Annotated in this window: 16 protein-coding genes and 1 pseudogene; 10 read left to right on the forward strand and 7 right to left on the reverse strand. The window is 59.1% G+C overall.

The genetic code is table 11. The annotated features are described in order from the left end of the window. Positions 1-24 precede the first annotated feature (24 nt). Genes P5704_010395 through P5704_010415 form a run of 5 tightly spaced genes read right to left on the reverse strand, consistent with a single transcriptional unit; the run spans position 25 to position 8,812 of the window. Entirely contained in the window at positions 25-1,839 is a 1,815-nt protein-coding gene (locus P5704_010395; protein ID WOF80843.1) for an AIPR family protein, read from the reverse strand. Beyond that, positions 1,839-2,852, reverse strand: coding sequence for a PD-(D/E)XK motif protein (locus P5704_010400; protein WOF80844.1), 1,014 nt, complete (start codon positions 2,850-2,852; stop codon positions 1,839-1,841). The genes P5704_010395 and P5704_010400 overlap by 1 nt, the downstream gene beginning before the upstream one ends. Continuing rightward, the gene (locus P5704_010405; protein WOF80845.1) at positions 2,836-5,676 is read right to left on the reverse strand and encodes a Z1 domain-containing protein; all 2,841 of its coding nucleotides are present in this window, start codon (positions 5,674-5,676) and stop codon (positions 2,836-2,838) included. Before P5704_010405 ends, P5704_010400 begins: the two co-directional genes overlap by 17 nt. A 6-nt stretch (positions 5,677-5,682) precedes the next feature. Beyond that, positions 5,683-7,134 (reverse strand): ATP-binding protein, encoded by a 1,452-nt coding sequence (locus tag P5704_010410; protein ID WOF81205.1) that lies wholly within the window; start codon positions 7,132-7,134, stop codon positions 5,683-5,685. A 4-nt stretch (positions 7,135-7,138) separates the two neighbouring features. Next, a complete protein-coding gene (locus P5704_010415) occupies positions 7,139-8,812 on the reverse strand; it encodes a DNA cytosine methyltransferase (protein WOF80846.1) in 1,674 nt (557 codons plus the stop codon). Between the two features lie 29 nt (positions 8,813-8,841). Between P5704_010415 and P5704_010420 the strand changes: the two genes are divergently transcribed. Continuing rightward, positions 8,842-9,264 carry a very short patch repair endonuclease gene (locus tag P5704_010420; protein WOF80847.1) on the forward strand — a complete coding sequence of 141 codons (423 nt, stop codon included), beginning with the start codon at positions 8,842-8,844 and terminating at the stop codon, positions 9,262-9,264. A gap of 22 nt (positions 9,265-9,286) precedes the next feature. Here the strand turns inward: P5704_010420 and P5704_010425 are convergent, their stop codons facing one another. Further along, positions 9,287-10,249 carry a hypothetical protein gene (locus P5704_010425; GenBank protein WOF80848.1) on the reverse strand — a complete coding sequence of 321 codons (963 nt, stop codon included), beginning with the start codon at positions 10,247-10,249 and terminating at the stop codon, positions 9,287-9,289. A gap of 561 nt (positions 10,250-10,810) precedes the next feature. Between P5704_010425 and P5704_010430 the strand changes: the two genes are divergently transcribed. From P5704_010430 to P5704_010470, 9 genes and pseudogenes are all read left to right on the forward strand, one after another. Further along, complete coding sequence (locus P5704_010430) at positions 10,811-11,494, forward strand: hypothetical protein (GenBank protein ID WOF80849.1); 684 nt, start codon at positions 10,811-10,813, stop codon at positions 11,492-11,494. A gap of 506 nt (positions 11,495-12,000) precedes the next feature. Then, complete coding sequence (locus tag P5704_010435; protein WOF80850.1) at positions 12,001-12,387, forward strand: hypothetical protein; 387 nt, start codon at positions 12,001-12,003, stop codon at positions 12,385-12,387. A 9-nt stretch (positions 12,388-12,396) separates the two neighbouring features. Continuing rightward, entirely contained in the window at positions 12,397-13,044 is a 648-nt protein-coding gene (locus tag P5704_010440; protein WOF80851.1) for a hypothetical protein, read from the forward strand. 164 nt (positions 13,045-13,208) lie between these two features. Beyond that, positions 13,209-14,969: an AAA family ATPase gene (locus P5704_010445; protein ID WOF80852.1), complete on the forward strand. Its 1,761-nt coding sequence runs from the start codon at positions 13,209-13,211 to the stop codon at positions 14,967-14,969. A gap of 167 nt (positions 14,970-15,136) precedes the next feature. Then, positions 15,137-16,651 (forward strand): IS21 family transposase, encoded by a 1,515-nt coding sequence (istA, locus tag P5704_010450; protein ID WOF80853.1) that lies wholly within the window; start codon positions 15,137-15,139, stop codon positions 16,649-16,651. 17 nt (positions 16,652-16,668) lie between these two features. After that, positions 16,669-17,424 (forward strand): IS21-like element helper ATPase IstB, encoded by a 756-nt coding sequence (istB, locus tag P5704_010455; GenBank protein ID WOF80854.1) that lies wholly within the window; start codon positions 16,669-16,671, stop codon positions 17,422-17,424. 125 nt (positions 17,425-17,549) lie between these two features. Beyond that, a pseudogene (locus tag P5704_010460) lies at positions 17,550-17,951 on the forward strand (AAA family ATPase). A gap of 70 nt (positions 17,952-18,021) precedes the next feature. Then, complete coding sequence (locus P5704_010465) at positions 18,022-18,393, forward strand: hypothetical protein (GenBank protein ID WOF80855.1); 372 nt, start codon at positions 18,022-18,024, stop codon at positions 18,391-18,393. A 49-nt stretch (positions 18,394-18,442) separates the two neighbouring features. Next, positions 18,443-19,459 carry a WYL domain-containing protein gene (locus tag P5704_010470; GenBank protein WOF81206.1) on the forward strand — a complete coding sequence of 339 codons (1,017 nt, stop codon included), beginning with the start codon at positions 18,443-18,445 and terminating at the stop codon, positions 19,457-19,459. Positions 19,460-19,519: 60 nt separating this feature from the next. Here P5704_010470 and P5704_010475 read toward each other — a convergent pair whose 3' ends face one another. Then, positions 19,520-20,413 (reverse strand): site-specific integrase, encoded by an 894-nt coding sequence (locus tag P5704_010475; GenBank protein ID WOF80856.1) that lies wholly within the window; start codon positions 20,411-20,413, stop codon positions 19,520-19,522. Between the last annotated feature and the right edge of the window lie 180 nt (positions 20,414-20,593).

Below are 20,593 nucleotides of genomic sequence, written 5' to 3' on the forward strand. Positions count from 1 at the left end.
CGCCGTTATTGCTCCGACCTATGTTCAGCCGCCGAGAATCTCCGGTATGCCCTGCTGCAGGGGCGAGTAGCCGGCATCCCTCGTCCTGGTCCAGCACTCGGGCTTCTTTGCCCACTCCGAAATCATCCTGCCGCCGGACCCGCGGTGCAGCGCTTCGTTGACCTCGACCGCCCAATGAGCAATCTGTCGCTGGAGCTGAGGGGATATCGCCTGTTCCTGCCAGACACGCCGAAAGTCGAACCGGTCTTCGGCCTTCATGGCAAGTACCGAGACCGTATAGGCGGTGATGTTCGCCTGGAACGCCGGAAAAAGCGGTCGAATCGCCTTGTGCGCGGCCTTGAACAGAATGGCCTTGGCAATCATCCGCTTGAAGTCGTCCTGATCCGGAACCACGTTCTCGCCGGCCAGCTCCCGGTCGGCAAGCGAATCCATGAATGCCTGAAAGTTCTTCTGGCTGCCAAGGCTTACCACATGGGGTTTCTGTTCCCAGGCGAACAGATACTTGGCCAGGTCCGGCTTTGTAAGGCGACGATAGGGAGGAATGGCGGCCTGGAGCTTCCGGCGTTGTGCCGGCGTCGCCGCTTCCTTCTCGAGCATGACCTTGTAGCTGCCAGCAGATCGCTCATAGAACCATCGCCCGACGCCGTCCGGGCAGTAGGTACGCATGGAGATTCGCTCGAGTTCCCGGTGGAATGGCTTGTTCGCGGACAGATCGGACTGTCTTACGACGTTCTGGCTGTTGGCATATCGGGAGATGTTGGCAATCAGCTCCTCGTCATCGGCCTGCCCGTCACGCAGCACGATGATCTTGGCAGGAACGCGGACATTGCTCAGGTCGATATCGGCGTTCTTCTTTTTCGCAAAGTAGATGGATGCGGTTGTCTGGCCTCCGTTGACGATCTGCATGCCCTGTAACCAGAGAATCCCAACGGATCCGTCGGACGCGCGATCCAGCTGAGCGGCGTCCGCCACGACGACGATCCCGTTGTTGTAGGCCATGAACCGGTCCGGATAGTCCCGCAGGGTATCCCGAATTCCCTTGTTGACGCCCTTGCTGCTGACTCCCAGAAACGAACGAACATTGGCCTCGAGTATCCGTGGGCCGTACCTGTCGTACAGGTGACGCAATGCCTCGCCCGGTATGGCCGTCAGCGCATAGTCGTACTCGTCCCCTTCCCCGCCGGGCACCCAGACGCTGGGCAGAGCCGTCCCGCACAGATCGCGGAAGTTCACCACGAGTTCGTCACGCGCCCGGCCCTGCTGCCAGTGGTTGTACAGCCGCTGCAGGTCCATGATCTCCAGCCGGACCTGTTTTCCCTCGACAGCCTGAGGCGCATAGCTTCTTGTTTTCGCAAGGGCATCGGTGATGACGAAGATCCGAATGTCGTCCAGCGACTCGAATATTCGTTCAACTTCGACCACAAGCGGATAGACGTCGTTGGTCTCGTCCAGCTCCCGCGACAGCTTTCCCGAGGCCGAGAACTTCAGAAACTGCAGTCCGAGCCTGGCGGCCCGGCCGACCTCCGCATCAGCGATCGGCTCAAGCGTTTCGGCTCCGCGGTAGAGACTTACAAACAGATCCAGTCTATCCGGGTTGCCCCGTTCATCCGTCGTATCGGAAACCGAGTAACCGCTAACCTTTACCTTGCTGTTGCCGATCCTTGCCTCGTAGTGGCACGACGTGGGCTCGAACGTAATGCCCTGGTCGGCCATGTGGGTCATGATGTGGGCGGAAAACACGGCCTCCGCCGGTACGGGAGCCTCGCCGGGAACGAGTTCCTTTGCGACCTCGTCCCGTATAGAGGCCTGCGTATCGAGAAGAAAGTCCAGAAGCTCCATCAGACTGCTCCAAGTTGGGTCAGCACCGCCGCAAGGTTGTCCTTGCCGGCCGGGACAAGACCGAGGTCGAGATCGTAGCTTGCGCGTCGCACGGCTGGCGGCACGTTGCAGGGCGTCAGGCGGGGAAAATCGCCGTTCACGAGATGAAGCCGAACCTCGATGACGGAGAAGCGTCGGGTATAGCCTTCCGCATGCATGTCCAGATAACCGACATGGTCCAGCGCCCGCTCGAACAACCTTAGCGCTGTCGGGTCGGGGTCCAGGCGGTTGCGCAACTGCATCACAAGCTCGGGCAGCGAGGCACCAGCGTCATCCTGAGCGAACCGCAACGCACACAGATGCAGCGGGGAACACTGGGCGTCGTCAAGCTGATCCAGTGATGCGATGCGGATTGGGAACCCCTCGGCGGCCAGGGTGGACTTGACTTCAATGGCCCCGCTTCCAAGCTGGAAGTCGTGCAGTCCGTCCAGAGGGCCCTTCCAGCCATCCACGGCCGTGAAGAGCGGCATTCCCTCGTCAAGCAGATCCCGCAACACATGGATTTCCCCAACCAGTCCCAGCTCGGCTTCGGCACCTAGCCCCTCGGTCCCCCTGCGCATGAACTCCTGCCAGCCGCGCACACGCCCGAGCAGCCGCTGATACACGACATCCTCGGGAAGGCTTGCGAGAGAAAGGACCAGTCCACAGATGTCGGCCGCGACCGCCGCGAAAAGCTCGAGACTACCGGCGGGCTGCCGAACAACCGAAAGCCATTGATGCGTCCCTCCCGCCTCGCCCAGTGTCGCGCGCTCCATGCGAAAGCCGCGGCCCTGAGGAAGCTGCGCACTCGGGGCAATTCTGGTCTTCGAGAAGCCAACGAGAACGGCCTCCTCGTTGCCGGGCGAATGCCGGGCGGCCCTGACGCGGCAGCTGCCAGTACCGAGAAGCTCGATCGAATGCCACCCCGGTGTCGACCGGTTGCCCGACAGCGCGCGCCAGACCGCCTCGATCTCCCTGCTAGTCGCTGCCGCCATACTGCTGCTCCCAAAGAAGGTTGGTGACGACATAGGGCACTGACTTGCCCTTGCTGCTGGAAGGGAAGCTGATGGCGAAGGCAACCACCGGCTGGTCGAGGTTCGCAACTCCGGAGTCTTTTGGATCCAGCAGCGAGATCAGGAGCAGTCCGCGTTCGGGATGTGGCGGAATGCCTTCCGCACCGAGCCCCCTGATGCGCCTCAGATACGGCCCGCTCGGGCTATCCGGCAGCGTTCGTCCCCTCGACCGTCCCGGATCGGGCTTCCAGTTTTTTCGAGTCAGCTCGAGCGCTGCCATCCAGCTCGCCTCATCCAGATCCAGTGCCTCGTCCTTTGGCGACAGCAGACGTCCGATCGAGTATTTGTCCGGTTCGGACGCATTGTTCTGTCGCTTCATCCTCCTCACCTCCTGCCCTCCGACGACTTCGATCCTCTCCACGCCGCCGCCGACAACCGCCACTGTCCACTCGGTGAGCTCGCCGGCACGGCTCATTTCATCGACGAAGTCGGCCAGCAGATCGCTTCGTACCTTCCGGGAGTCCGGATGGGTCTCGTAGGAACGGAGGAATTCTATTACCGGCTGCGCGGATACGCCGAGCCAGCAGGCACCGCTCCAGCTGTCGGTCCTGCCGTCTCGACCCTGGTCGGGAATTGCCCCTGCCGCCCCGAGGGAGGCCTCGAGCGTTCGGAAGGCTGCCAGATTGCGCTCCACCTTCTCCCGATCCGTGAAGAAGGCCACCGTTTCCACCACCTCGCCGCTGAACGAAAGGTATAGCGTCCTGGCCGTTCGCATCTTCAGCGGAGACGTCACCATCAGCACCGGGTGCGACTTGACCTTCAGCCCGTAGTCGCGGGGCGTCAATCCGCTCTCGATCATGTAGTCGAACTCGGCCCTGAGTTCCTCGGCTGCATCGGCGATGTGCTCGAACCACTCCATCAGATCGTCCGTGGTGTACAGCCGGCACAGGTCCAGGTAGCCGGGCCGATAGCCAAACCAGCGGCCCATCTGCATCAGCGTGTCGTACATTTTTGATGCGCGAAGGAAGTAGCTCACGCAGAGCCCCTCCAGGGTAAGCCCCCGTGCCAGCTTGTCGCCGCCAATGGCAATTACCTTCAGACCCGTAGGGCTGTCCGCATAGTCGAGCGCATCCTTGGCAGTTCCGTTGATCATCCGGACATCGATCTGCTCGAGCACATCGGCCAGGATTGCCTCGATCGCCGTCCAGTCGTCCGCCGAGTGATGAATGTCCAGCCCGCTCTGCGCTGCGATGGCGGCAGTAGTGGAAACGAAATCCCTGTTCCAGAGGTCGCGAAGGGCGCTCAGGCACTTCTCATGGTCGATCCGGCGCCTCAGCCGCTGCCTGAGATGCAGTACATAGTCGCCCACCTGCCTGTGGACGTGCTGCTGAACCAGGTTGAAGCGCGTGACGTGGATGAGCATCGAGCTGTGCTCGCCGCCCTGCCCTCGAAGCTGTCGAATGGCGCACGAGAGGATAAAGGCGTTGATGGCTTCCTGCAGCGAATCGGGTATCCGGTCGCAACCGTCAATCGCGGGTACATACGTGCTCTTGTGGCTCACCGGCATCCATCCGGACTTTCCGTCCTTTGAGCACTGGTCGCTTACGCATCGAACGAGATCGAGCGCACCGGAACGGCCCTCTTCGCTGGCCAGCCCGAAGACGCGGGACGGTCCGACATAGTTCGAGGGCGCAGCGAGATTGGTAATGAAAGCCGCCGGAAACAGATCGGGGCCTTCCTTCACCGTCTCGCCATGCTCATGGATGTAGATGTTGGCGAACGGCGTAGCCGTATAGCCGACGTAGGCCTTGCGGGAAAAGGAATGAAGAATCTGGCGAATGAGACTGTTGATGGCGGTTGGCTGGTGATCCAGATCCGGAACCCCGTTCTCGTCGACCACGTTCTCTCCCGTATCTACCGATGCGTGGTCAGCCTCGTCGTCGACTATCAGAAGGGGCAGATGGGTAACGAGCGGCCGGCCGGTCTCCGGGTCGCTGCTCTCGGCCACGTGCTTGTGAATCCAGGCCAGCAGCCGGGTCAGGACCGTCTTGTTCTTCTTGACGACGAACAGCCACGGCTTCTGCTCCGGAGACACGCCGAGATTCCTCACGAACCTGGTGTTGAAGTCGCCCGTCTCGGAGCGGTTGGTCACGTATTGTGGACGGAGTGCGGCTGAGGAATCGATCTTTCCGACCCCAATGGCGACATTGCCTGCCCCCTCCACCGGACTGCTCTCGTAGCCAAGAAACCCCTCGTCCAGCCGCATCTGCGTCTGGGCCCTCAGGTTGTTGTGCAGACCTGCAAGAACGATGATGATCTTGTAGCCGGCATCGGCAGCCTTGCAGATGAGCCCGGTATAGCTGCCGGTCTTGCCCGACTGGACGTGACCAACCACCATGCCCCTGCGATCCCAGTGGCCGTCACGGCGCGGGTCCTCCAGTTTCGAAAGGATGCTGTCGGTGCTCCGATCGAGCTTCTCGGCAATCTCCCAGGACAGCTTCTGCTCCTGCCACTCCCGGTACCGTCGCCAGTAGCGCCAGTCGGCCTTTCGCTCGGGGGTCAGCCACGGAATGTGACCGGCCGTATCGACAAGCGAGGAATCGTCCCCGACCCAGATGCTGAACCGTCGGATCAGCTCCTCGGTCACCGCCGCGCGATCAAGGCCGGCGCCCCATTGCGGCATCAGCGCCAGGACCATGTCGATCTTGCCGGAAATCAGCGTCGGGGTGATTGTCGACTTGTCCGCCACCCCGGCGAGCATTTCCTGGACAAACTTCACCACGCTCCATTTGTTGTCGTCGGACATCGCTTACTACTCCTTCAGACTGTCTGGCAGCCCATCGATCAGTGCGGGGAAGGCATGAAACGGCTCGGTCGACCTCAGAAGCTCTCGGGCTGCTTCCGGGGAGTACCCCTTTCGCTCGATCATGTTGCGGTACATGACCAGCAGCACCTCGCGCGCTTCGTCGGGCGGACTCTGGTCAAAGCCGGTACGGGGGGTGTCGCGGTTTTCCGCCGTGTCGATCCAGATGCGCTGTACCGGCACGGACTCCTCTATCACGCGCAGCATGGCACGAACCATCGGAAGAAGCGGCCCCGCCTCGTCGAGTACGGCCCTGACGGCCGGATGCTCCGGGTCGATCCGATAGCGCATTCCGCCCGCGAGCCTTTCGACCTTCCAGGCCTCCACGACCTGCCTGTTGCCGATCAGCGTTGGCCGCCCCCGATGCGCAAACGCCCTGCGCGCGCGGGAGCGGGTCGCCTCTGCTAGACCGGTCAGCCACTGGCGCAGATACACCGGCGGCCTCGCCGTCGACTTGCGAATGTCGATCTTCCAGTCCGCGTCTGCCGAATTTGGAATGTCCAGACGTATTCTGGCGAGCCGATGCGCCTCATCCTTGGTCCAGGCGCGACCGGTCCCAAGCCCCAGCCAGCTGCCCGCGACCAGAAGCCTCTCATTCCGATAGACGTAGAAGCCCTGCTGTGCGGTCCACCCCTCCGGACCGGCGAGGCGCTCGAACGCATCAGGCGTCAGCATGTCCCTGTGAGGCAGCACGTGGCATTCCGCCTCGATCCCGCCACGGCTTGGATGCGTGAAAACCGGAGGGTTGTACGGTTTCCCGGGGTGGTCGGTCATGAACGGATCCCATGGCCTGACGGGCGCCCCGTTCAGAAGAATCCGCAGCCGCGGTCGACTTCCCTCCAGGAAGCGGTGAAACACCATGCCGAGATGCTGTTCAACCCGATCCGCAAGGTCGAGAAAGTCCTGCACGGTCGAACCGGGCGTGACGATGCGATCGAGATCCTCCCATAGCACCAGCGTTCCGCTCGACCCACCGGAAAGACTCTCCAGAAAGCCTTCCGAGCCCGGATGGGGGCCTTCGAGCAGATGCCAGCCGTCATCGCTACTGCTTGCGAGGTAATCCAGATCCCAGCGAAGCGACTGGAGTCCGTCGTCTCCCATCGTCGCAACCGTCAGGCGTCGACACTGGGAAAACGATGCGGTCTTGAGCCCCAGGCCGAAGCGGCCGAGATCGCTCTCCGCCCTTTCCTCGAGCGGACTTCGCTCACCCAGTCGCATTGCGCGATCCAGCTGGCTCGCGGACATGCCCGAACCGTTGTCGAGGCACAGGATGCGGCTATCCCGCTCGGCCCATACGAAATCGATTCGAACTTCCGTCGCGCCGGCGGCAATGCTGTTGTCGATAATGTCGGCGAGCGCGGTCTGGGTGTTGTAACCGAGGCCGCGCAACGCCTCGATCATCGCGCTAGCCCTGGGCGGCGCACTTCGGCTCTTGTAGGTGGAATGCAAGGCTGGACTCCCTGTCTGCATGTGATTCTGCGCCGATCGCGCGCGCCTTCCCGGCACCGATGATGCGAGCGACCACGTCGGCTATCTGGTGCGCCAGAAGCGGCGGCACCGCATTGCCTACCTGATGAAACTGCTGCGTGCGGTTCCCGAGGAAGAAGTAGTTGTCCGGAAACGTCTGAAGCCTGGCGGCTTCGCGAACCGTTAGGCTTCTGCACTGCCTGGGATCGTAATGGATGAAGTAGTGGCCATCCTTGGCGATGTGGCTCGTAATCGTGGTCGAGGGATGACCCTTTCGCTGGACACGGAAACGGTCGCTGAACTTTCCACTTTTCCAATTCTTGTGATCAGGCTCGAGACCGGGAAGGTCGAAGTCGCGATGGCCCTTCGGCGAATACCGGTAGGTCTCGGCAAACGCCGCCGCGTAGACGTAGCGACGCAAGTCCGAACTCATATGGCCACGGGCCTCGTGATTCAGCCAGTAGCGCAGCCGCTCGTCTCCCAGCCAGCCGTCCAGACGGGTTCCGGTAATGCCGTCACAATCCCCCCGCTTGAGAACGCGAAGCGCACCGCTGGACAACGAATTCGAGGAGTAGGTGTCGGCAAGTATGCCGAGCAGCGATGCGAGCCCAATCCGCTCTGGCGTCTCGGATACCCGCAATTTACATTCGAGATGCAACTCTCGGAGATGGTCACGGATCACTGCAGCCCAGGCGTCCGGCGAGTCCTTGAGACGCGTCAGCGTACTTCTGAGCGGCGGGAGCCGTCCGATTACCTGTTCGATTGATGGACCGGCCGACGGCTCGAGCTGATGGTCGCCGAGCGCGCCGACGTACTCTTCGGAAACCCCAAGCAGGATCACTCGATGTCGCGCCTGCGGAACGCCGTAGTCCTCAGCGCGAATGATAAAGTTCTCGGGCGCGATGCTGTCCGCATCGGCGCCATTCTCGTACACGTAGTCCGCCACCAGCGAACAAATCCGATACTTGGGCCCGCTGGTGCTCAGTCCCAGCGCAGCTTCCGGATCCGACAGGTCCTTTAGGATCTTGGGGAAGATCTGCTCACCTGCCACGCGAGACGAAAGAATGCCCTTCACGTTCTCCATCACGAAGACCGCCGGTCGCTTGCGCTGAATGATCCGGAGATACTCCCGGTAGAGGAAATGGCGCCGGTCGTCCTCCGCCCTGTAGTCGCGCTTGCCGCGATTTCTCGCGCGACCAACAATCGAATAGGCCTGACACGGCGGGCCCCCGATCAGAACCCAGGGCTTGGTTTCATCCAGTCTCGACTCCAGCATCCTGTCGAGCCTGGCATTGCCCTCCTCCGTGCCGAGCTCGAGCTGCTGGGCCTCATGATCCGCCTGCATCCAGGCATCGCGCGACCTCGCCGTATGGGGCTGACTTGCGTTCGCGGTTTCGCAGAAGTCGTAGTAGTCGTCCAGAGCCTCGGGCTTGTCGCGCCTGAGCAGACGGTAGAATGCCCGCAGACGCAGCGTGGACCGGGCGGAGGCCTCCATCTCGGCGGAAACCCTGATCTCGAAGGTTTCACCGCTGCCATGCGAAGAAAAGCCCTCCCCGAGACCCCCGGGGCCGGCAAAGAGATCTACAACCTGAATGGGTGGAGTACGGCTCATGAAACCACGCTGTATCGAAATGGGGCGAAATGGACATAGTTGATCCCGCCCGCAGGTCGCGCATGATGGCGACCATACGGGGGAAGGACACGAAGCCCGAAATGCTGGTGCGCAGGTTTCTGCATGCCCAGGGATTCCGCTTCCGGCTTCATCGCACGGACCTTCCCGGAAAGCCGGACATTGTACTGCCTCGGCTGAGGACCTGTATATTTGTACACGGCTGCTTCTGGCATAGGCATGCAGGGTGTAGATACGCGGTCCTTCCGAAGACCCGCCCCGAGTTCTGGGCGGCCAAGCTCGAAGGCAACGCGGCGAGGGACCGACACGCCGTTGCGGCGCTGCGCGGGGCCGGCTGGAGGGTAATCGTCGTTTGGGAGTGCGAGCTGCGCAAACCCGAGACCGCGCTGCCCGAACTGCTGCAGGCGCTGACGGCCGCATCCCCGAATGAATGACGCATGCTCATTCCGGCACATGTCATGAGGGCGCTCCGTCCAGTGCGTCGAGCACATCGCTGGTCCATGGGTGACACTCCCATCCGCCGGCGGAGCCCCTTTTTACGTAGTGGCCGAGACTGCCGGCTAGAAGACGGTTGATTTCCGCGAGCGGGTGGCCAAGCACCTGCTGTGCATGGGACGCATGGTCCCCGGGGTTGTCCGAAAAGTACCTCAGCAGATCCAGCGCCACCGGGCCGAGCCTCGCGGTTCTCTCCAGGAGTCTTCTTTCGCTTTCCGATCCGCTCTCAGCCGCCGGGGTGTCGGACGGTTCCTGCGGCCATGACGCGTCGCCCGTATCGTCGAAGCCCGGTATGGCCTCTCCCGACTCGAGCGCGATGTGGCGGCCGATGTCCGCCTGCATCTGCTGCGCAGCCCGTCTGAGTGCCGTGTCGTCAACCTCCGGTTTCACCGGGTCCTCGGCCGCCGCCCATAGCCAGTCGGAATCCTCCGGCGGAGCTTTCGCAGCCGCGTCCGGGATGGAAGCTGCCGAAGGGACCGCAGGCTTCTCGGGCCTGCCGGTACGCTCCATGAAAAGCAGCTGAAGCTGGAGAAGCCTGCGCAGGCGCGTCGAGTCGTGCTTCTCGCTTAGAAAGTCGACCAGCAGCTCCCGCGCCTGCCGTTCGAGGCGCAACGATGCCAGGGAGCAGATTGCCTGCACGACGCCCCGGGGCAGGGATGCCCTGAAGCGCGTTTCCAGCAGAGCATTGCAGTGTTCGATCCGCTCGGGAAGCGGCTGCGGCAGAAGACGCTCCACAAGCTGCGCCCATTCGTGCCGGTGCGCATCATGCCCGGAATGACCCTCGTCCAAATCGATGCAGCCGTCCACGACCGGCCACAGGCGCTCCCGATAGGAAACGACCGGACTACCCGATTCCATTCGTACGGAGCTGGCAATGCGATCGATCACCCTGCCCCGCGACATCACCTTGACCGTCAATCCCATTGCCCTGCCACTTCGAATACCCGGACCAACACTTTCAAGAATGGCATTTTGACATACCGCACCCGCCGAGAGCCCCGTTCTCCGGCACTTCGTCACCGGTACCCGTTGGACGGCAGACGACCTGCCTGGCCGCCGCCTAGGTACGGAATGCCGTACCCCGACCGGCCAGAAGCTCCTTAAGCGCGCTAGGGCGCTGGGTCGCCTACTCGAGAATATATGAAACTGAGAGGCTTCTGCTCGACTTCCTCCGGGCCAGTCCAGAGGCACTACCGTAACTAGCGCGACAGAAGAGAGGTAAATACGCGGGCCCATTAGACAAGCCCCGCGAAAGCATGAGCGGTTGCTATCCGGAGAGCACCGCTACGAGCAAACGAGCGTGACCGTAGACGAGTCGGTGCAGACTCGTATGAAGCTCCTCTCGGTGGCAATCCAGGCCTCCGAAACGGAAGTGCGATCTGTGTGTTTTACTGAATCGTCTAGAGAAAAATTTACGATGGCGCTGATGCCTTCGCAGGACGCCTGACCTATCCTTTGCCCTCAAAATCAAGGAGCTGAATTGGTATGCGCACCCAGATAATCATTGAAGATCATGTTGTTCCTCAGCTTTTAACATCTGCGATTGAAGCCTATGAAATGGAACATCGCACGCATGCCAAGGGTCCAGGCAAAACCAATCTTGAGACTTTTGGACTGCTCTGGGGCTATGCACTACCTGCGCGCGAGAACGGCGTTCCACCTCGGTTGGTGGCAGTAACCGCTACGGTGGAAACCTCTGCACTTCGCCATACCGACTGGGTACGCCCCTCCGCTGAATCAATTAGCAATAAGCGAGAGTTTTTTGCTGAGTACTGGCCTCAACTTGAACTGATCGGCACCTTTCATTCCCACCCCTACAACAGCCTTGATGAGGTGAATGAGGTACGTGGGTGGCGCGCATCAGAAGGTGACATTGAATACTGGCCAGACCTTCATGACTTGGTTTGCCCCGAAATGGACCAGATGGCGCACCTGACGATCACAATCACGGGTTTAAGCCGCAGGGGGAATGCCATACCTGATCGTTTGGCAGGTAATGAATACAACGCTGGCTATGTCTTTAATGCTGACACTCGTAAGTTTTGGATCAAGGGCCACACCAGCGAACGGATGGAAGATCACAGCCTTGAAGTTTTCACTGACGACGAGGTACTTCTTGAAATACCCAGCGTAAGCCAGCGCTTCCGAGATAGCGTACTGCGCAAATAATCGCGCGGAGGGGGCTGGATGACCAAGCCCCTTTCATGCTAAACCTCAGGTCTTGAGCCTAAAACGTGACCACGCACCAACCGCCTTCATCATCCGGCTCCCACAATTTGGCCTACTCAAAATGCAGGTAGGCTCTCCACCCTTTGACGTCGCCAAACGGCATGTCATAGACCTCATCCAATACTTTGACATGGAGCCCACAATGCTTTGCCATGAACACGGCCAAGTGTTCAAAAAACACTTTTGACAGTTTGGCGCTGGATGTCATGTAGCAGGACTTACCGTTGTCAAAAATGTCACAGTCCCTGACTACCGACCATAATGTTGCAGGCTCCTGATCTGGATTACGCTCAATCCACTCACTGGCAAACCGGCGAATGAGTTCATGCCAGTTACCATAGGGGCCCTCGATGCCCCACATATCAATGACGAAAAGCTGCGCTCACGACGCATTTCGTCGCAAGCATAATTCACCATTGGTGCTCATTGTATTTAGGGGATGCACCATGGATCGCCTCATAAAGGAAAACCTCGAATCTCTTCTGCAGGAAACCTCGAACACCAAGCGCCTGGGTCGTCGAATTATCAGCCTGGCCGGCTTTCTAAGCCCTTCTGAACCACCGGAGCATCTGCAAGAGCAACTGAGCAATCTGTCGCGCCTGCTGATCCAGCAAGATGCATTTGATGCCTTGCTTGAACCCGTCACGCTGATCTCCAGAGCGGGGCTGACTCACACGCTGGATGCTCACGCCATGCGCGCAATGCTCGCCAGTCTGGAAGAGGCGCGTAAGCAAATCTCGGCGCTGGAGGATATCAACTACGCCCAACTTATCAGCTGGTTGGTCAGCTTGGCCGTAGGCCGCAAAATCATTCGCCTCAAATCAGCAGAGTGAGGCCATGGGATGTCGCAAGCAGAGACCGAACACCCGCTGTACTGGACACGCTTAAGCGTTATGGAGTTCTGTACATTTACAGAGGCCATGCAGACGAGCTTCTCCCCGGATTACCCAGTGCCTTGCCTAGGCGAAAGTGACTTAAACTTTGTCATTAGTGCACCGCTGGGTTACTGCCGGCCAGCGAATGGCGCGCTTGCGACGCTTTATTTCGACAATGCCAACACATCGCGCACGCTGCCAGATAATAGCTATCAGATCATATGCACCAGTCAACTTAGTCCGTCTGAATTCATGCTGTGGGCAGAGCAAGCTATTGCCATGATTCGCGCAACCTTGATGCATGCGGGCCTAGCCTGCATCGACATTACGGACCTGCTCAGCGTTCTGAAAGCCTGTGAAAGCCGAAAGCTAGTTTTGGAAATCATCCCTTACGAGGATTGTCGGCAAGTGCCATGGGCACAACTACAGCGCTTCCGTTTCAACCAATGTTTCGCCGCGCTTTTTGCGGGTGACGAATTATCCCTGCAGATGTACTCAGAGCTGGGTGGCGCACTAGAGAAAATCAATGAGCATTTAGACAACCTGAAATTAGCTGCCACCTTCCACTCGCACCCTCTTCCAGCGTTGATGCTCTTGGGAGAGTTAGAAGCTTAAAGTCATCGCAAGCCAGCAAGCCCTGCGCGCAAAGCATGCGACACATTAAGTCGCACCCCTCACTCACAATGCCTCCACACTCTCTGGAGGGACTTAAGATGCCGAAAGCCGCTCGCAAATCTGGCCCACATAACCAGGACACATGCCCGCTTGCTCTGAGGTGGATGTTTAAGCTGATGATTGATTGCGGCGGCCATCGGGATTTCATCAATCACGGTTGCTTCAGTGATGACGATGTCGCTCGCGAGCTTGGGATCTACTGGCTGGTAGACGCTGCTGAGAGTGGTGAAGAAGATGAGGACGACTCCCCTTTCCCCGGGATTCTACCTGGTAGAGCTAGACACTCGAACCTCGCCAGAAAATCCAGCTTTCAGGAGCGATCACTGGCTGAGCTGCGCAAAGAGCGCAAGCTCTTCGACAAAGCGTTTCCTTCCCCTGAACTACCAGACAACCTTCAGGCGAATCTGACAAAACTTGCACAGCTGATTGGCCTGGATGAAATCGAGCAAAAGCTGATCAGTTTCTGCTCGGTGATGAATACAGACACCCTGCTGGATGACTGTTGCAATGAACTCGGTCACATCGGCTTTAACCGCCTTATCCGAGTGCTGAGCACATTGTTGGACATCCCGCAGAATGAGCTGCGCTTACGTCTTTCAGCAGAAGGCCGCCTGGTGCAGTCAGGGTTGCTTGAGGCGAACCTGCGCAGCGGCGTGCGCAATCACATGTCGGACCTGTTGGACTTTAACAACAAGGATCTACTGTTCTCCGTTCGTCATCACCAAGGTAGCGCTATTGGGCTGTTCCAAAGTGCATTTCGCCCTGCCCCCGAAAGCGAGCTGGAAGCCAAAGATTTTATTCACCTTGACACCCCACTCAACATTACCCGTCCCTATCTGCAGCACGCATTCGACGCGAAAAAAGTCGGGGCTAACATCCTTATCTACGGCCCGCCCGGTACCGGCAAGAGCCAGCTCACACGCCTGCTTGCGAGCGAGCTACAAGCTGAACTATTTGAAATTGCCTGCACCGATAACAGTGGTGATCCGATTGATCGGCGCGGACGCCTATGCGCCTTAAGGTCGGCCATGTGCGTACTCAGCCAGCAGAAAACGTTGCTGGTACTTGATGAGATCGAGGACCTATTCAGTGGCAGCAATGAGTTGGAAATGTTTATGGGAGGCCAAGAACGGCAAAAAGGCTGGATTAACCGAATGCTTGAGGAGAATCCAATCCCCTGCTTCTGGCTGACCAACAACATCAGGGCCTTGGATAATGCCTACATCCGGCGTTTCGACCTTGTGCTCAAGTTGGAAAATCCACCTCGGCTTCAGCGTGAAGGCATTATCCGCAGCGCCAGTGACAACCGCCTGACTCAGTCGCTAGTCGAAAAGCTCGCTGATCACGAACAGCTGATGCCCGCCATCATCACGCGGGCCATGGACGTTGCAAACGGCCAAGGTCAAGACGCATCTGCGACCTTGGACACGACAGTCGAATTTCTGGTCAACGCCACACTGCAAGCTCAAGGGTTTGCGCGCCTAGGGCAGAATCGTATGCAGGCATTGCCTGAGTTCTACAGCCCAAACTTGGCCAATACCAACATGCCTCTCGACCAACTGCTTACCGGGTTGCGCAACCATGGTGAGGCGCGCCTGTGCTTTTATGGCCCACCGGGCACAGGTAAGACTGCGTTTGTTCATTGGTTGGCGATTCAACTCGGTAAGCCGCTTCTGACTCGTCGGGCATCCGACCTCATCTCGCCTTACGTCGGCATGACCGAGCAGAACTTCGCCCGAGCATTTGAGCAGGCCAACGATGATGGTGCTGTATTGCTCCTAGATGAGGTTGATAGCTTCCTGCAAGACCGCCGAAAGGCACGCTATAGTGCGGATTCCACGGTCATCTGGCCACCCATTCCATGAGCATCTGACCACCGATTCCACGGTGATCCGGCCACCCATTCCACGCGTATCCGACCACTGATTCCACGGCCATCCGGCCACCCAACCGGGTAGGCAGCTACGCAGGATTTCTTCACTACCATCGACCTCTTTTTCGAAGCAGAGAGGTCGTCGTGGAGCGTTTATCCATGCGTAAGATTCGCGAAGTACTTCGTCTCAAGTTCGAGGTCGGGCTATCGGCTCGCCAGATTGCGGTCAGCGTGCAGATCGGTCGTGTCACCGTCGGCGATTACCTCAACCGCTTTGCCGCCAGCGGCCTCAGTTGGCCCTGTTCGTTGTCCGATTCCGAGCTGGAACAGCAGCTGTTCCCACCGGCGCCGGCAGTGCCCAGCGAGCAGCGGCCACTGCCTGATTGGTCTTGGGTGCATGCCGAGCTACGCCGGCCGGGCGTGACCTTGGCGCTGCTCTGGCAGGAGTATCGCCTGAGCCAGCCGAAAGGCTTTCAGTACAGCTGGTTCTGCGAGCACTACCGGGCCTGGCAGGGCAAGCTGGACGTGGTGATGCGCCAGGAGCACCGCGTCGGCGAGAAGTTGTTCGTCGACTACGCCGGGCAGACGGTGCCGGTGATCGACCGCCACAGCGGCGAGATCCGCCAGGCGCAGGTGTTCGTCGCGGTGCTCGGTGCGTCCAGCTACACCTTCGCCGAAGCCACCTGGTCGCAGCAGCTGCCGGACTGGCTGGGCTCGCATACCCGCTGCTTTGCCTTCCTCGGCGGCGTGCCGGAGATCGTGGTGCCGGACAACCTGCGCAGCGCGGTGAGTAAGAGCCATCGCTACGAGCCGGACATCAACCCGAGCTACCGCGATCTGGCCGAGCACTATGGCGTGGCGGTGGTGCCGGCGCGGGCGCGTAAACCGCGCGACAAGGCCAAGGCCGAGGTCGGCGTGCAGGTGGTCGAGCGCTGGATCCTCGCCGCGCTGAGGAATCGGCAGTTCTTCTCCCTGGATGAACTCAACAGCGCCATCGCCTTATTGCTGGAGCGGCTCAACCGACGACCGTTTCGCAAGCTGCCGGGCTCCCGGCAGTCGGCCTTCGAAGCTCTGGATCGTCCGGCGCTGCGCCCCCTGCCGGAGCAACCCTACGTCTACGCCGAGTGGAAGAAGGCGCGGGTGCACATCGACTACCACGTCGAGGTCGATGGGCACTACTACTCGGTGCCGTACCAACTGGTGAAGAAACAACTGGAAGTACGCCTGACAGCGCGCACGGTGGAGTGCTTCCACGCCAATCAGCGGGTGGCCAGTCACCTTCGCTCAATGCACAAGGGCAGGCACAGCACGCAGGCCGAGCACATGCCCAAGAGCCATCGCGAGCATGCCGAGTGGACGCCGCAGCGGCTGATCCGCTGGGCCGAGCAGACCGGGCCGAACACGGCCGGCGTGATCCGGCACATCCTCGAACGGCGCATCCATCCGCAGCAGGGCTACCGGGCCTGCCTGGGCATCCTGCGCCTGGGCAAGACCCATGGCGAAGTGCGCTTGGAGTTGGCCTGCCGTCGCGCCCTCAGCCTCGGCGCGTGCAGCTACAAGAGCCTCGAATCGATCCTGCGCCAGGGGCTGGAAAACCTGCCGTTGGCTCAAGCCAACCTGCCCCTGCTGCCGGACGACCACGCCAACCTGCGCGGCCCCGCCTACTACCACTGACCCCAAGGAATCCCACCATGCTGCCCCATCCGACCCTGGACAAGCTCCAGACCCTGCGCCTGACCGGCATGCTCAAGGCACTCGCCGAGCAACTGAAAACCCCCGACATCAACAGCCTGAGCTTCGAGGAACGCCTCGGCCTGTTGGTCGACCGCGAACTGACCGAACGCGACGACAAGCGCCTCAGCAGCCGCCTGCGCCAGGCCCGGCTCAAGCACAACGCCTGCCTCGAAGACATCGACTACCGCAGCCCGCGCGGGCTGGATAAGGCGCTGATCCTGCAACTGAGCGGCGGCCAGTGGCTACGCGACGGCCTCAACCTGATCATCGGCGGCCCCACCGGCGTGGGTAAAACCTGGCTGGCCTGCGCCCTGGCCCACCAGGCCTGCCGAGAGGGTTACAGCGTGCGTTACCTGCGCTTGCCACGCCTGCTGGAAGAGTTGGGCCTAGCCCACGGCGACGGGCGCTTCGCCAAGCTGATGAGCGGCTATGCCAAGACCGACCTGCTGATCCTTGATGACTGGGGTCTGGCCCCGTTCACCGTTGAACAGCGCCGTGACATGCTGGAGCTACTGGACGACCGCTACGGCCAGCGCTCGACCCTCGTGACCAGCCAAATGCCCGTGGACAACTGGCACGAACTGATCGGCGATCCGACCCTGGCCGATGCCATCCTCGACCGCCTGGTGCACAACGCTTATCGGATCAACCTCAAGGGCGAATCGATGCGCAAACAGACGAAGAAATTGACGACACCGGGCACCTCAGACTAACAATGCAACCCCTGCGTCGCTGCGCTCCGACTGCCCGGCCGGATGGCCGTGGAACAGGTGGCCAGATGGCCGTGGAATGCCTGGCCAGATGAGCGTGGACTGGGTGGCCGGATGGTGTGGAATCCGCACGCTATAGCTGGGAAGTAAGTGCAGTGAACGAAATGCTTACGCAAATGGAGAGCTACCGCGGACTGTTCATTGCATCCACGAACCTTATGGAAAACCTCGACGAAGCTTCACTGAGACGCTTCGACTTGAAAATCAATTTTGACTACCTCGGCGCAGAACAGATCACCAACCTGCTTCGGCAGTACCTGCGACAAATGGGGCTGAAAAAACCAGATAGCCTTAAGCTCGCCCGACTGCTTCGGCAAAGCTGCCTGACTCCAGGTGACTTTGCACTGGTCGCACGGCGGGCACGCTTCCAACCATTTACCGATGCCAACCAGGTCGTTGATGCGTTGCTGGCCGAAAGCAGCTTAAAAACCGCCACGGCCATGAGAGCGATTGGTTTTGCTGAGTGGTAGAACGTAGCCCCAAGGTCATCTTCAAACACCCAACAAAACAGATCGGTTAAACGGAAAACAGGAGTGCGAAATGGTTGATGCAACTGCGGGAACATTCCAAGCCTATAGCGCCGATGATTTCGAAGGCGCTGCAGAGCGGTTGCTGGGGAAGAGATATCAAATTTTAAAAGAGCTGGAGGCGACACCTGCGCAAATCTGCAGCGCATTTGGTGAAGCGTTTTTTAGCGGGGAGCTGGGCGAAAACGATGAAAACCAAAACGACATCAGCTTGATGCTGACGACCTCAACCGAAATTTTCCTAGGGGCCGGCCAGCAGTTCCTCTCGGATTCACAGCCGCAGAAGATGCCGCAACCTAAATCGGAGCTGGCTGATTTGCTGCGCAGTGACACCCCTCCAGATCGCGATGTTTTTGTTTGGCACAGCCGCCCCAACGTTGATTGAAGCGATTGGGCACATCATCATGCTTGCATGCATGCAGCCGATTTTAGGGATGAACGCCGTGCCATCAGCCACCAGTCGCAGCACACTAACCCGCCAATGGGAGCTACTCAAACTGCTGCCGCCCAAGGGTCCGGGGATCACAACGCTTGAGTTGCAAAGCCTACTCTGTGACGCAGGGCACCCGACGACCAAACGCACCATCGAACGTGACCTCGTCGAGCTTTCCAGGCTTTTCCCACTGCAGTGCAACAACAAAGGCATGCCCTACGGCTGGCACTGGATGCCCGGCAAAAGTGCCGAGCTTCCTGGTATTTCACTTAGCGAAGCTCTTACCTTGCGACTGGTGGAAGACAGTATCAGGCCATTGATTCCGGCCTTTATGCTTAAAACATTAGAGTCGCGCTTCAACCTGGCCCGGCAAAAGCTGGAAGCCATGAGCGAAGAAAATCCTTCAGCTCGTTGGCTGGACAAGGTGGCAAGCGTACAGCCAGAACTCTCCCAGACTCCTCCCGAAATCAAAGCCGATCTCTTGGAAATTATTCAGCAAGCATTGATGAACGACACCCAGCTCAGCTGCCGCTACTACTCAGCCCACAAGAATCAGTTTCACAACTTCACCCTCAACCCATTGGGCCTAGTACAGCGTGCACACACCACGTACCTGATTGCGACCGCCGAGCCATTCGATGACATCCGCCAATTCGTTGTTCATCGCTTCGAAGATGCGCGCCTGCTCGCAAGTGCCTGCTGCAAACCCGATGGGTTTAATCTGCAGGACTATGTCGATAGCGGCGCTATGCAGTTTGGTACACACGAGAAGATTCAGCTTGAAGCCTGGGTTAGCGAGGGCCTTGCCCGCCTTCTGCAAGAGGCCCCCATTTCGCATGACATGCTGCTGGTTGCAGAGGATGACGGCTCAAAACTGACCGCTACGGTGAATGACAGCTGGGAGCTGAAGTGGTGGGTGCTGTCTCACGCAGGAGCTATTCAGGTTCATAAGCCACTGGGACTGCGAGATGAGATAACACAGCGGTCGCGGGCTGCTCTGGAGCTGCATGAGCGCTAGAGGGCTTTAGCCGGGTTGTCCGCTTACAAATGACCAAACCAATAGACGAATCGCATCACCTCAGCCATCAGCGACCTCAGACCTACGGCCCAAGTCTCGCTTATCACTGAGAGCTAGAGCGACCCCACGCACTCGCGCAGGCACCGTTTTTCTCACCTTGGATAGATCAGCATCACTTGCGGGCTTAACCTTAACCGCTTCTGCTCGACCAAGTCTTTTATCTCCGTACCGGCTAATCGAATCGGTAGCTTGGTGCCCCATGACGTATGCCATCTCAATCTCAGAAAAACCTGAGGCTTTCAGATTCGCTCCAAATTGATGACGAAGCGTGTACATGCTCGGCACTTTTCTTCTACCGAATAGCTCAGTGGCCACTTGATTAAGTGCAACGCGTATTGAATCCATACTGCGGGGCTGACATTTAAAAGCAGCGAGAGCGTTTCTCAAGATTTTACAGACGCCATCGTCAGCCTCAAGCGTTCGGCTAGCGCCGCGTAAACCGTTGTGGCTAAGCTTTGCACCGGATATATGGATGCGCCGGCCATCGATGGAAATTCCGTTAAGCTCGCATGGTCGCGCTCCGGTAAGAGATATCACCATTAAAGCTCCCGCTTCGACAGGCATATCTCGTTCAGCCAGACACCGTAGCCACGTCTCGAAATCAGCGGTAGAAAGCTTCTGCGGACGTCGCTGCTTTTTCTTTCGCGGCAGATTTAACACAGTCACCGGATTGAGCGTCCGATTGATTTCTTGGGCAGCCCAGAAATTGCCTCGATGCTTTTGATCAAACGCCAAAGCGTTACGTAAGCGCCGGTAATAATCCGGACGGTAATCGGGGGCAGCTCGTAGCAAAGCACCAATAATATTGAGTTCATCAAGCTCAACGCCCTGCATTCGAGTCGCATAGAAGTTACTGGCCAAACTGATGTAGGCTCTTTGAGTCTCTGCATTCATGCTATTCTTCTTATTATTTGGGCGACACATGTCACGCAATCAATTATTGCAAATAAGAACATCAAAAAACAACAAACAGAACATTATTTTTTTATATACCCCATAACCCAAAGACCACCAAATCCAAATCCCTATTCTTTCTATAAAATCTTGGACATTGGTTCGTTGGCCAACGATAAT

The sequence above is a fragment of the Pseudomonas sp. FeN3W genome, assembly GCA_030263805.2.
Classification (GTDB): Bacteria; Pseudomonadota; Gammaproteobacteria; order Pseudomonadales; family Pseudomonadaceae; genus Stutzerimonas; species Stutzerimonas stutzeri_G.

What these genes read in the sequence shown, in the direction of transcription:
- P5704_010395 (WOF80843.1), bottom strand. Translation starts at nt 1,839, where the DNA reads ATGGAGCTTCTGGACTTTCTTCTCGATACGCAGGCCTCTATACGGGAC.
- P5704_010400 (WOF80844.1), bottom strand. Translation starts at nt 2,852, where the DNA reads ATGGCGGCAGCGACTAGCAGGGAGATCGAGGCGGTCTGGCGCGCGCTG.
- P5704_010405 (WOF80845.1), bottom strand. Translation starts at nt 5,676, where the DNA reads ATGTCCGACGACAACAAATGGAGCGTGGTGAAGTTTGTCCAGGAAATG.
- P5704_010410 (WOF81205.1), bottom strand. Translation starts at nt 7,134, where the DNA reads ATGATCGAGGCGTTGCGCGGCCTCGGTTACAACACCCAGACCGCGCTC.
- P5704_010415 (WOF80846.1), bottom strand. Translation starts at nt 8,812, where the DNA reads ATGAGCCGTACTCCACCCATTCAGGTTGTAGATCTCTTTGCCGGCCCC.
- P5704_010420 (WOF80847.1), top strand. Translation starts at nt 8,842, where the DNA reads ATGGACATAGTTGATCCCGCCCGCAGGTCGCGCATGATGGCGACCATA.
- P5704_010425 (WOF80848.1), bottom strand. Translation starts at nt 10,249, where the DNA reads ATGGGATTGACGGTCAAGGTGATGTCGCGGGGCAGGGTGATCGATCGC.
- P5704_010430 (WOF80849.1), top strand. Translation starts at nt 10,811, where the DNA reads ATGCGCACCCAGATAATCATTGAAGATCATGTTGTTCCTCAGCTTTTA.
- P5704_010435 (WOF80850.1), top strand. Translation starts at nt 12,001, where the DNA reads ATGGATCGCCTCATAAAGGAAAACCTCGAATCTCTTCTGCAGGAAACC.
- P5704_010440 (WOF80851.1), top strand. Translation starts at nt 12,397, where the DNA reads ATGTCGCAAGCAGAGACCGAACACCCGCTGTACTGGACACGCTTAAGC.
- P5704_010445 (WOF80852.1), top strand. Translation starts at nt 13,209, where the DNA reads ATGTTTAAGCTGATGATTGATTGCGGCGGCCATCGGGATTTCATCAAT.
- istA (WOF80853.1), top strand. Translation starts at nt 15,137, where the DNA reads ATGCGTAAGATTCGCGAAGTACTTCGTCTCAAGTTCGAGGTCGGGCTA.
- istB (WOF80854.1), top strand. Translation starts at nt 16,669, where the DNA reads ATGCTGCCCCATCCGACCCTGGACAAGCTCCAGACCCTGCGCCTGACC.
- P5704_010465 (WOF80855.1), top strand. Translation starts at nt 18,022, where the DNA reads ATGGTTGATGCAACTGCGGGAACATTCCAAGCCTATAGCGCCGATGAT.
- P5704_010470 (WOF81206.1), top strand. Translation starts at nt 18,443, where the DNA reads ATGAACGCCGTGCCATCAGCCACCAGTCGCAGCACACTAACCCGCCAA.
- P5704_010475 (WOF80856.1), bottom strand. Translation starts at nt 20,413, where the DNA reads ATGAATGCAGAGACTCAAAGAGCCTACATCAGTTTGGCCAGTAACTTC.